Source organism: Sphingobium abikonense NBRC 16140, from assembly GCF_001598335.1.
GTDB classification, from domain to species: Bacteria; Pseudomonadota; Alphaproteobacteria; order Sphingomonadales; family Sphingomonadaceae; genus Sphingobium; species Sphingobium abikonense.
In genome coordinates, this window is record NZ_BCYT01000032.1 from 1 (window position 1) to 12,170 (window position 12,170).

Below are 12,170 nucleotides of genomic sequence, written 5' to 3' on the forward strand. Positions count from 1 at the left end.
GACTGGGTGTGATGGCGACGTTCAACCATGAAAAGAAATACCTGCTGATCGGAAAGGTGGTGGCCCGGCATCGCAACCCATCGCTTCAATGTTCGATGAGTGTTCCGATACCACCGCTCGCCGCAGCCCGATCCGCACTCCCGCCCAGGGGAGAAAAGATCGCCATCGGTTGTCTGGCCTGCTCTCCGGTCGGGGCTCCGCCCCTCCCTGCGATCAGGCCAGACAACCGATCCTACCGGCCATCATAGTTGCCGCTGAACCGGCCATCGTAAATGTCGCCGCGCAGCCACACCATCAGCGATGGTGACCTTGCGGGCGTGTCGGGGAGCGCAATCGTCGGCAGAAGCTCTCCTCGCTCACCGAAGAGGGACGTGCTCTCGCGCAAGCGCTTTTCGAAGATCTCAGGCCCAACCTGGCGAATGCTTACTGGGGCAGCAAACGTATCGGCCGTTACGGCTGCTGACAGTGATGGAGCATCTCTGCTGGCCGGATCAGGCGAGCAATGCCGCCGGCTACAACCGCAGCATCAATGGCAGTAAACAGGTGCCGGACCAGGTCTGGGGGGCTGCGTCGACCTGGCCCGGCGGGTATCACCTATCCTGCAAGCCCGGTGGGGGTCAGCGACTTGCCGGTGGCGAGCTCGTTCTCCAGCACCGGGACCGCGGTACCGGCGACCTGCTGCAGCGCCGGGTCGGTTCCGTCCTGTGCGTAACCCTTATGCACCGCCCAGGTATCCTGCTGAACCTGCGCCGACTGGGTGAGATAGAGGTTGTCGAAAGCGCTCTTCGGCGCCTTCTGGAGCAGCTTGAGGAGGGCAGCGCGGTCGGCGGAAAGGGTCGAGGACGGCGCCTTGATCGTGCGCTGATCGTTCTTCAACGCCGCCAGCAGCGCTTTGTGGCTACTTTGCGTCTCTGCCAGAACGCGCTTCGCATAGGCCTTGACGTCATCACGCTGCGCGCGCGTCGCGGCGAGCTGCGACGCCTTGATCTGGTAAAGATTGGCGTCGGCCGCGGCGAGCACGTAGTTGGGTCCACTCTGGCTTGCGATCGGCGAGACGCCGATGTCGGCGCTGGTCATCGTTCCCGAAGTCGCCGGCGAAACAGCCTGAGCCAACACCGGAACTGGCGCCAGGGTAAGCAGCGCGGCAAATATCGCAATCTTCATCGAAATCATCCGTTGGTTTTGTTAGACATTGACCAAGATCAACGGCTCAAACGATAAGGAAACGGAACGGTTCCCTTTTTGGGTCTAATCTGGGTAAATCGGCCCGGCGCGTGACGGCGGGGGGCAGACCTTTGTCGGCGATCGGCCGCCTGATCCGCAGCGCCAGCAGCTCAGCGACATGACGCGCACCCAGCTCGGACATGGTCGCATTCTTTTCGCCATACCCGTTATCGCTGACTATCCTCGACCATGACAAGCTTCTCTCAAAGATCGCTCGTGCGGTCGATAATAAGCGGGTAGGTAATTTAGTTGTTCGCGCGCATATCACTGATGTCCGACCGGGCCAGTTGAGTGCGTCAGGTCAAGGCGTTTACCTGCTGGTATGGGGCGGGTAGACAGCGACAATCGAACTCGCGACAGACTAATTGCCGCGCGAACCTTGCACTGTGAGGATTTGACATCCAAGGCAGCGGTACCACGGTGAGCGTCGGGATTAAGAGCCGGATTCGGAAGTTTCTCAATTCTGACAAAGCCTTGCGGTTCTGCGCGTGAGCATGCGGATTGAGGCGACGAGGGCCCAAGCGGTGGACGAGGCTATGGATCGCTCCCAGTCTTTTGCGAGCCGACGACAGCGCCCGAGCCAGGCAAAAGTCCGTTCGACCACCCATCTGCGGGGCAGCACCTGAAAGCCTTTCGCCTTGTCCGATCGCTTGATGATTTCGATCGTCCATTTGCCCATGCCAACCAAGGCGGATCGTAGCTTATCGCCTGCGTAACCGCCATCGGCAAAGATGTGTCGCAGCCAGGGAAACCGTTTGCGAATGGCTGCCAGCACATCGACGGCCCCATCTCGGTCCTGAATATCGGCGGCATGTACGAGGATGAAGATGAGGAAGCCGCAGGTGTCCGTCAGGATATGTCGCTTCCGGCCTTTCACCTTTTTGCCCGCGTCATAGCCCGAGATTCCGCCACTTTCGGTGGTCTTGACCGATTGGCTGTCGATCACTCCGGCGCTGGGCGAAGCTTCACGCCCTTCGATTTCCCGCAGGTTCATGACCAGCACCGTGTTGATCGCGTCGAACAGACCGGCATCGCGCCAGGCATAGAAATAGCGCCGCACCGTCGATACCGGAGGAAAGCACTTCGGCAGAAGCCGCCACGCCCACCCGCTTGCCGCGATGTACAGCATCGCGTTCAGAACCTCGCGCATGTCGGTAGTCCGGCGTCGGCCACCTCGCCTCGCCGGTGGAACGAAAGGTGCTGCCAGCACCCACTCCGTGTCCGTCATATCCGATGGATATCGCAAACCTTCCCGACTATGCTCACGCCGGGCAATACCAGTCCATGCCACCATCCACTCCTTCTTGTCGCAAAGAGGCGTGAATCACAACATGCTGGTATTGCTCAACAACTTTCGGATCGGGCTCTGAAATATGCTTTGATATCAGCATAGCCAATTGCGGTCCTCTCGATGCAATTAGCGGCGGCGGTTCTTATCGCGTGCCTCCGGCGCCGGAGGCACGCAGCCGATTTCATTGTCCATCGATCCCCCGTCTTGATCAGATCTGCGACGAGCTGGCGCGACGCCTCCCCAATCGTTCCTACCATTCGCGCGCTCTCGCCCCGATCGCGCGCGGTCTTCATGGCCCCGTCGCCAATCGCCTGAGCAGGCGCAAGGCGGGGACCCGGCGGCACTCGACCCTTGGCTATCTCAGCCCCATAGATTTCGAACGGGAAGCTGGCGTAGCCTGGTTGAACCTATCTCGGTGTCCGCCAAACCGGCAGCCCGCTCGGTAGCAGTAGTCGTCACCGGCGAAGCGTCGAGCGATCCCGCTGAGACGGGAGCCGCGGGCGTGGTGAAGCTCCTCGATCAGCTCGCCGGATACGCCAGGGTAATAGACGCGCCTGCTCCGCGACGCGTCCGCTCATCGCGCGGTTCGCGCGTGTACTTCTCTGTAATGACTTCAACGCCGCCGACGCCGCCATGAAGGCGCGGCTTGGAAGCGACGTGCCAACGCCTTCAGTTTTAGTCCCAAGGAGATCGTCCGGTTCATCAAATCTCGGCCTAATTCCAGCCACGCGCTGGACGAGGCGAATGGGCGCGCTGTCTGGCCGCAAGCCCTGGCCGGACACTCGCCTTGCTGGTCCATAGCGCTGAGGTGCAGGATCGCGATGGCGCTGTGCCGCTGCTCAAGCAATCGCGCCAGCGCCACCCTTGCGTTGAACATATCTTCGCCGACAGCGCCTACAACAGCGATCGCGTCCGCAACGCTACCGCCATGACCGTCGAAATCGTCCGGAAATTCGCCGATCAGACCGGCTTCGTCGTCCATCCAAGGCGATGGGTCGTCGAGCGGAACTTCGCATGGAGCAATCGAAACCGACGCCTCGCCAAGGACTTTGAGCGAACCATAAATTCCGCGACTGCTCTGCTATACGCCGCAGCAGCCAGGGCCTCATTGACCTTATGTCTTGACCCGACGCGATAAGAGGATTGATGCAACCACCAACAGCGAACCGATTAGGTGGTATTTTGCGAACCGTTCTCCAAGCAGAGGTACGGCCATCAGGACCCCGAGCACCGATGGCAGGTTCATGTAGACCCCCGCGCGGCCCGAGCCGACCAAGGCGACCGCGCGATTGAACAGCGCGTAGGACAGCAGCGAAGGAAATATCCCGATATAGAGCAGCGATGCGAGCGCAGCAGGTGAAGCCACGGTCAGGCCAGCCCACCAGAGGTGCCAGGCATAGGGCACACTCAAAGCCGCGATCCCGACCCCGAACAGGACAGCCAGCAAACTGAGGTGGTGCATCGCCGGTGCGCGGCGCAGGAAGGTGGCATAGGCGGAATAGAGAAAAACCGCAATGATGGCGAGCAGATCGCCTCGGTTCAGCGCATCCCAGCGCAGATAGTCGGGATGCCCCTTGGTCATGATCCACGCGATTCCGGTGATCGAAAGGAGTGCGCAAACGAGGAGGATCGGGCGCACCCTCTCCCGAAACAGCACAACTGGCATGAGCAGGGTCATCACCGGCATGGTCGATTGCAACAGAAGATTGTTGGTCGCGGTGGTGAACTGCAGGCTTTGATAGACGAGAAAAGAAAACAGCCCCACCCCTACAGCCCCGAGGAGCCCAAGGAACCGCCAGCCGCCAACAATGGCGGGCAGGTCGTCGCGGAGGTGCCGCCAAGCGAAAGGGAGCACGAAGACCAGCGCCACCACCCACCGCCAGAACGCCAGAGTCACAGGTGAGAGCAAGTCCTTGGCCGCCCGCCCGACGATCGGATTCAGGGCCCAAAAGAACGAGGCCAGACACAGCAATAGGGCTGGTGATTGCCAGAGCCTGGACCCAAGACCAAGGATGCTGGACGTGTTGCTATCGGCATCTTGCAACCTAACATTCTCCCCACAAACGCCCCTTGAGAATCGTCCTTGCGCCAACGGTAGGTTTTGCATATGGTGCATCGCGTTGCATGTATAGCACGAATCGACTATGCGGCACTCGTAACAAAAAGCATGGGAGCGATGCGATGAATGGATCGTCGGCACTCGTCGATAACGCCGGTGCGAGCCAGTCTCGCCGGGTGTTCTGGGATCAAGATGTCTATCAGCTGGAGCTGGAGCGAATATTCTCGCGATGCTGGCTCATGCTCGGGCATGATTCGCTAGTTCCCAAACCGGGCGACTTCATTACGACGTACATGGCAGAAGACCGTGTCATCTTGTCGCGGCAGCCGGACGGTTCGCTGAAGGCGTTCATCAATTCCTGCACGCACCGCGGCAACCAGATCTGTCATGCTGACAGCGGCAGCGCCAAGGCGTTCGTGTGCAATTATCATGGTTGGGTTTTCGGTCAGGATGGTTCGCTCGTCGATGTTCCGATGGAAGAGCGGTGCTATCACAGCGATCTCGACAAATCCAAGCTAGGGCTCGCGCCGATCCGGGTCGAAACTTACAAGGGCTTCATCTTCGGCTGCCATGATCCCGAAGCGCCATCGCTTGAGGACTATCTGGGGGACTTCTGCTGGTACCTCGATACGATCTGGGACGGTCCGGACGGTGGTCTGGAACTGGTCGGGCCGCCGTTGAAAAGCACCCTCGCCTGCAATTGGAAAGTCCCGACCGAGAACTTCGTCGGCGATGGGTATCACGTGGGCTGGACGCATGCCGCCGCTCTCCAGATGATCGGGGGCGAGCTGGCTGGCCTGTCGGGCAATCGCGCCGACATGCCGTTTGACGACCTTGGTCTGCAATTCACCATGCGGCATGGCCACGGGTTTGGCCTGATCGATAATGCGGCGACTGCGATCCACGTCAAGCGCGACGGGTACGTCAAATATCTCGAGCAGACGCGGGGCGGAATTCGCGAAAAATTCGGGCCGGAGCGCGAACGGCTCTATGTCGGTCACTGGAATACGTCGATCTTCCCCAACTGTTCGTTCCTCTACGGAACCAACACCTTCAAGATCTGGCATCCGCGCGGGCCGCATGAAATCGAGGTCTGGACCTATACCATGGTGCCGAAGAATGCCGACACCGAAACTAAGCGGTCGATCCAGCGCGAAGCGATCCGTTCATTTGGTACGGCGGGAACGCTCGAAAGCGACGATGGCGAAAACATGTCGTCGGCCACCTACAACAACAACGGTATCATCACCCGAAAGGGGCGGATGAATTCGAGCATGGGCAAGGACCGCGAAGGGCCGCACCCCGTCTATCCAGGAATTGTCGGGGTCAGCTTCATCGGCGAAACCTCGTATCGAGGCTTTTATCGTTTCTGGCAAGAAATTCTCGATGCGCCAGATTGGGCCGCCATCCGGGCCAATGACGATACCTGGGATGCAATGTGGACCAACCGTAATTTCTGGCCTGAACGTCTGTCGGCGAAGCAAGCCGAGCCGCAAGACTGATCCCGACAGCAATCTGGACCGCAAGATGACCGAAACACGCAAGCCCGTAGGCATGGAACTGCATCATGCCATCGTCAGTCACTATTCCGCCGAGGTGCGGATGTTGCAAAACCAGCAATATCGCCAATGGTTCGATACTGTAATCGCCGAAGATATCCATTACTGGATGCCAGTTTACGAACAGCGGTTTGCACGTGACCGCCGCCCGGATCCAACCCCGGGGGATGCCGCAATCTACAACGATGACTATGCCGAGCTGCAGCAGCGGGTCGACCGGTTGCTGACGGGCCAGGTATGGATGGAAGATCCGCCATCACGAATCCGCTATTTCGTTACCAATGTCGAAGCATTCGAAATTGCACCGTTTGAATTCGAGGTGTTCTCCAATGTTCTGGTGCACCGCAATCGCCGACAGAGCGAAGTTTACGTGCACACGCTGGGACGCGAAGACAAGCTGCGGAAAACAGACAGCGGCTTCAAGGTATTCAGCAGGAAGCTGAATATCGACGCGCGCGTCGTGCAGGACAAGAATCTCTATTTCTTCGCATAAGCAAATTCGATCAAATAGAAATCAGGAAACGGGAGAGAAATAATGGACGCATACGCGGCAATTATTGAGCGTCAGGGTGGTGAATTCGTTCTGGATAACGTCTCAATCGAGGATCCGCGCGACGGCGAAGTGCTGGTCAAGGTTGCTGCAGCTGGCATGTGTCATACCGACCTGACGGTTCGCGATCAATATTACCCGACGCCGCTGCCGGCGGTGCTGGGCCATGAAGGTTCGGGCGTTGTCGAAAAGGTCGGACGCGGCGTGACCACTGTCAAGCCAGGCGACAAGGTCGTGCTCTCCTTCAGCTATTGCGGCACCTGTCCATCGTGCCTCAAGGGGCATCAGGCCTACTGTCCGAGCCTGTTCCCGCTCAATTTCATGGGCCGCCGCCTGGATGGTTCGACGCCGATTACCCGCCACGGCCAAGAGGTCAACGCCTGCTTCTTCGGGCAATCCTCGTTCGCGACCTATTCGATCGCGTCGGAAAACAACTGCGTCAAGGTTGCCGACGACGCACAGATCGAACTTTTGGGCCCACTGGGCTGCGGCATCCAGACCGGGGCGGGCAGCATCCTCAATGCGCTTTGTCCCGAACCTGGCTCCTCGATCGCGATCTTCGGGGCCGGGTCGGTGGGCCTCAGCGCAGTGATGGCCGCCAAGGCCTCGGGCTGCCTCAAGATCATCGCGGTTGACCGCAACGCAGGCCGCTTGGAACTGGCGCGTGAACTGGGCGCCACCGATGTGATCGACGCCAACACGGTCAACGCTCAGGAAGCGATCGTCGCGATGACCGGTGGCGGCGCCGACTATGCCATGGATACTACCGCCATTCCAGCGGTGCTGCGCTCGGCGGTGGACAGCACGCACAACATGGGTGAAACCGCAGTGGTCGGCGGGGCGCAGCTGGGCACCGAATTTTCGCTAGACATGAACAACATGCTGTTTGGCCGCAAGTTGCGTGGCGTAGTCGAAGGATCGAGCACCCCGCAGGTCTTCATCCCGCAACTGATTGCGATGCAGAAGGCCGGGCTGTTCCCGTTCGAGAAGCTCTGCACCTTCTATGATCTCGACCAGATCAACCAGGCCGTCGAGGATACCGAAAAGACCGGCAAGGCGATCAAGGCCATTCTCAAAATGTAGATCGCTTCTGGGGCGGCGCACCAATCGAATTGCGCCGCCTTGGACCTGCACCTGAACCTCAGGAATTTAACAATGTCGAGTGTGTTTCCCTTCGGTTCCGGCGTTCTGGTCGCAGGTCAGATTGACCTCGACAAGCGCGTCCTGGGCGGGAAGGGGGCCAACCTCGCCGAGATGGCGCGGATCGGGCTGCCCGTCCCGCCTGGATTCACGATCTCCGCCGGCGAATGCCTCGCTTATCTTGACCACGGCAGAGCTTCACTTGATCGCATCCGCGATGAGGTTTCGGCTGCTTTGGGGCTGGTCGAACGGGCGACGGGCAAGACGTTCGGCAATCCTCGCGATCCCCTGCTGGTCTCGGTGCGTTCGGGAGCGCGGGTATCCATGCCGGGGATGATGGACACGATCCTCAACCTTGGCATCAATGATGCGACCGTCACCGGCCTGGGCCAGTCCTCCGGGGATGAGCGGTTCGCGCTCGACAGTTATCGCCGCTTCATCCAGATGTATTCCAGTGTCGTGCTCGAAATCGAGCATGGCGTATTCGAGGCAGCCCTTGACCGCATCAAGGAAGATCGCGGCGTCGATGAGGATATCGATCTTCGAGTGGACGATCTGCGCGGCCTGATCGCGACCTTCAAGGATCTCGTGCTTGCCCATCACGGCGCGGCCTTTCCTCAGGATGTACATGAACAACTCTGGACGGCAATCGAGGCGGTGTTCCTCTCATGGGACTCACCGCGAGCCAAGGTCTACCGGCGCCTGAACGATATCCCCGGAGATTGGGGCACGGCGGTTAACGTCCAGGCCATGGTGTTCGGAAATCTTGGCGAGACCAGCGCTACCGGTGTCGCCTTTACCCGCAACCCTGCAACCGGCGAGAAGGCCTACTACGGCGAATGGCTGGCCAACGCCCAGGGTGAGGATGTTGTCGCCGGCATCCGCACGCCCCAGTATCTGACCAGGGCTGCCCGCGAAGCCGCAGGTGCGCGGCTTCCCTCAATGCAGGAAGCGATGCCGAAGGCCTATGCTCAACTTGCTGAGGTGTTCGAACTGCTGGAGCGCCACTATCGCGACATGCAGGACATCGAATTCACAGTCGAACGCGGCAGGCTCTACCTCCTTCAGACCCGTTCGGGCAAGCGCACTGCCATGGCCGCGCTCAAGATTGCCGTCGACATGGTCGAAGAGAGCCTGGTCGACGAAGTGACCGCGCTGCTCCGCCTCGACCCGGCCTCGCTCGACCAGTTGCTTCACCCCTCGCTCGATCCGAATGCGCCGCGGGTGCTGCTCGGAAAGGGTTTGCCTGCCTCGCCCGGGGCAGCCTCGGGGGGTGTGGTATTCGATGCGGAAACAGCGGAACGGTGGGCCGAATTTGGAGAGAAGGTCATCCTCGTCAGGCATGAGACGTCGCCTGACGACATCCATGGCATGCACGTCGCAACCGGCATTCTGACGGCGCGCGGCGGCATGACCAGCCACGCGGCCGTGGTCGCGCGGGGTATGGGCCGGCCATGCGTGGCGGGCACCGCCAGTCTCAAGATCGACCCGGTCGCGCGGGTCGCCGAGATCGGCGGCCAGCGGCTCGAAGAGGGCGCATTCATTACGATCGACGGTTCGACCGGCGAAGTGTTCCTGGGCGAACTACCGACAATCCAGCCCAAACTTTCGGGCGATTTCGCAACGGTGATGGCATGGGCTGACAAGCATCGCCGCCTGAAGGTTCGGACCAACGCGGAAACCCCGCTCGATTGCGAAATGGCCCGCCGGTTCGGGGCCGAAGGGGTCGGGCTTTGCCGAACCGAGCACATGTTCTTCGATGAAAGTCGGATCCTCGCTATGCGGCAGATGATCCTGGCCGACAGCGAAAAGGAACGACGCTCCGCGCTCGACCAGCTTTTGCCCGAACAGCGCGCCGACTTCCGACGAATCTTCGAGATCATGGAAGGCTTGCCAGTCACCATCCGCCTCCTCGATCCGCCGCTGCACGAGTTTCTGCCGCATACGGATAGCGAGTTCACCGAGCTTTCGCGGGCGATGGGTATTGACGTGGAGCAGGTTCGGAATCGCGCAATCGAATTGGCGGAAACCAACCCCATGCTGGGGCATCGAGGCTGCCGACTTGGCGTGGTCTATCCCGAAATATACGAAATCCAGGCTCGCGCGATTTTCGAGGCTGCGCTCGAAGTCGCGGGCGAGGCGGGCATGGCGGTCTGTCCCGAAATCATGATCCCGCTGGTCGGATTGCCGCGTGAACTCGAATCACTGAAGGATACCCTGTACAGGGTAGCTGAAGTCGTGTTCGCCGAAAAAGGCGAGCGGATCGCCTTTAGCGTTGGCACCATGATCGAGCTGCCGCGGGCAGCCCTGGTTGCCGACGAAATCGCTGCAAGCGGGGAATTCTTCTCGTTCGGAACCAATGATCTGACCCAGACTACGCTGGGCATCAGCCGCGACGATGCGGCGCGTTTCCTGGGTGCTTATGTGGAAAAAGGCATTATCGCCAAGGACCCGTTCGTCACTCTCGATATCGAAGGGGTCGGCAAGCTGATCGAAATGGCATCGCGCAAAGGGCGCGAAACTCGGCCCGACCTTAAACTGGGGATCTGCGGCGAGCACGGCGGCGATCCGGCCACGATCGCTTTCTGTGAGGAGATCGGGTTGGACTATGTCAGCGCATCGCCTTTCCGGGTGCCGATTGCCCGACTGGCTGCGGCCCAGGCGGCGCTGGCGCCTTCATGAACGGCAGATGCAAGCTGAAATTCTGAACCAAATCGAGATGAGGTGCACATCAATGGAATATGATCGTAAGGACGCCAAGGCTTGGGCTACGAAGACCGTCAGGGGCTTCTATCAGTGTCCGATTACCCCGATGACCGCCGATTACAAGTTCGATGTGGACGGTATCCGCTACAACATCGATAAATATGTCGAAATGGGCGTAGATGGCTTGGCCGTCGGCGGGTTCATCTCCGAATGTTGGAACGTCTCAGCGTCAGACTGGTTTCGCTATCACGAGATCGTCGCCGAGGCGAATGCCGGGCGGCTCGATCTGTGGACCATCGTGCTCGATCCCAGCGTCTATACCGCGATCGAGAAGATGCAGTTCGTCGAGAAGCTCGGGTATAACGGGGCTGAGGTGATCAACCCGGTTGTGCAGCTCAAGCGCGACGACGAAATCTATGCCTGGTTCAAGTTCCTGACCGACAACACCGATCTGGCCGTCTGCCTCTACCGGACCCCGGTTTCGGGAACCGTGCTGAGCTGGGACCTGATGCGCCGCCTGGCCGATATCGATACCGTGATCGGCGTCAAACAAGGTGCCATGAGCCGTGCCGAGACAATCAAAATCCGCCAGCTAATGCCCGAAGGCTTCAACACGATGGAGCCATTCGAATACTTCTTCCTCGACGATCTGCGTCTTGGCGGCACCGTTTGCTGGGGTGAATTGTCTTACATGCTGTACGGCAAGAAGCGCCATTTCGCCAAGGAATACATCCGCCTGGCGCATGAAGGAAAATGGGAGGAAGCGCGGGCCGCTTCCGATCAGCTCAGCGAAGTCCGCGAATTCTATCACGACAACTTCCTGTGGGATATCGCCCGCACCGCGACCTATGCCAGCGCACTTGCCAATGTGAAGGCCTGGTACGAAGCGATTGGCCTCAAGGCTGGCCCGATCCTGCCGCCGGTGGCTGATGTGACGCCGGAAAAGAAAGAGCAGATCAGGGCCAAGCTGGTCGAACTGGGCATTGCCTGAGCCGAACCAACGGGAATCCCAAAGCATGTCCAAGCAATTGCATTTCTGTTTCCACGGTGCCGGCGGGCTAGGCTCGGTCATCGGCGGATTCCTGGCGCGCGGCGGCCACAAGGTCACGCTGATTGCGCGCAAGCCCCATGTCGAGGCGATCCGCCGGGATGGCCTGAGTATTTCGGGTGTGCGGGCGCAATTCGTCCAGCGCGAAAACCTCTTCGCGGTCGAAACGCCCGAGGAGGTTGAAGGCGACATCGACTATTACATCCTGCTGACCAAGGCCAAGGGTACCGATCAGGCGCTGGCCGATGCGCAGGTGTTGGTCGATCGCACCGCTTGCGCGCTGACTTTGCAGAACGGCGTGGGCAAGGAAGGCAAACTCCAGGCCGCGTTTGGCAAGGACAAGGTGATCGGCGGCTCGATCATGGACGGGGCGACCCTGCTCGAACCGGGCAAGGCGCTCAATCACATGGCGGTTCCCGTCACCGCCTATTTCGGCGAGCTGGAAGGCGGGGAGAGCGAGCGCACGCGGATCATGGCCGTAGCGCTCGACGCTGCGGGCATGGGTTCGCGCTCAACTCCCGATATCGTCCATGTCCATTGGGAAAAAGTGGTTCAGGTCGGTGGAGCATCGTCGTGGAGCGCCAGTACGTGTT

The 12,170-nt window shown here is 60.0% G+C and carries 9 protein-coding genes and 1 pseudogene; 7 read left to right on the forward strand and 3 right to left on the reverse strand.

The genetic code is table 11. The features are described 5' to 3' along the window. Positions 1-594: 594 nt before the first annotated feature. Both SAB01S_RS17730 and SAB01S_RS17735 read right to left on the reverse strand, forming a co-directional pair. Positions 595-1,164, reverse strand: coding sequence for a DUF4142 domain-containing protein (locus SAB01S_RS17730; RefSeq protein WP_031308889.1), 570 nt, complete (start codon positions 1,162-1,164; stop codon positions 595-597). Between the two features lie 517 nt (positions 1,165-1,681). Then, positions 1,682-2,518, reverse strand: coding sequence for an IS5 family transposase (locus tag SAB01S_RS17735; protein WP_024018979.1), 837 nt, complete (start codon positions 2,516-2,518; stop codon positions 1,682-1,684). 769 nt (positions 2,519-3,287) lie between these two features. On the opposite strand from SAB01S_RS17735, the pseudogene SAB01S_RS18325 reads away from it, so the two are divergent. Continuing rightward, a pseudogene (locus tag SAB01S_RS18325) lies at positions 3,288-3,653 on the forward strand (transposase); the annotation flags it as partial. On the opposite strand, the gene SAB01S_RS17745 reads toward SAB01S_RS18325, so the two are convergent. Further along, positions 3,630-4,559 carry a DMT family transporter gene (locus SAB01S_RS17745; protein WP_024018977.1) on the reverse strand — a complete coding sequence of 310 codons (930 nt, stop codon included), beginning with the start codon at positions 4,557-4,559 and terminating at the stop codon, positions 3,630-3,632. The pseudogene SAB01S_RS18325 and the gene SAB01S_RS17745 overlap by 24 nt on opposite strands. A gap of 137 nt (positions 4,560-4,696) precedes the next feature. Here SAB01S_RS17745 and SAB01S_RS17750 point away from each other — a divergent pair, with 137 nt between their 5' ends. The 6 genes from SAB01S_RS17750 to SAB01S_RS17775 all read left to right on the forward strand — a co-directional run. Continuing rightward, entirely contained in the window at positions 4,697-6,076 is a 1,380-nt protein-coding gene (locus tag SAB01S_RS17750; RefSeq protein ID WP_008827665.1) for an aromatic ring-hydroxylating oxygenase subunit alpha, read from the forward strand. A 25-nt stretch (positions 6,077-6,101) separates the two neighbouring features. Then, positions 6,102-6,626: an aromatic-ring-hydroxylating dioxygenase subunit beta gene (locus tag SAB01S_RS17755; protein ID WP_008827666.1), complete on the forward strand. Its 525-nt coding sequence runs from the start codon at positions 6,102-6,104 to the stop codon at positions 6,624-6,626. Positions 6,627-6,668: 42 nt separating this feature from the next. Beyond that, positions 6,669-7,766: an NAD(P)-dependent alcohol dehydrogenase gene (locus SAB01S_RS17760; protein WP_024018976.1), complete on the forward strand. Its 1,098-nt coding sequence runs from the start codon at positions 6,669-6,671 to the stop codon at positions 7,764-7,766. 72 nt (positions 7,767-7,838) lie between these two features. Further along, entirely contained in the window at positions 7,839-10,505 is a 2,667-nt protein-coding gene (gene ppdK / locus SAB01S_RS17765; RefSeq protein ID WP_008827668.1) for a pyruvate, phosphate dikinase, read from the forward strand. 7 nt (positions 10,506-10,512) lie between these two features. Further along, complete coding sequence (locus SAB01S_RS17770) at positions 10,513-11,520, forward strand: dihydrodipicolinate synthase family protein (RefSeq protein ID WP_235219030.1); 1,008 nt, start codon at positions 10,513-10,515, stop codon at positions 11,518-11,520. Between the two features lie 25 nt (positions 11,521-11,545). Then, positions 11,546-12,170, forward strand: a 625-nt coding sequence (locus SAB01S_RS17775; protein ID WP_245646526.1) for a ketopantoate reductase family protein, incomplete at its 3' end; no start/stop codon positions are given.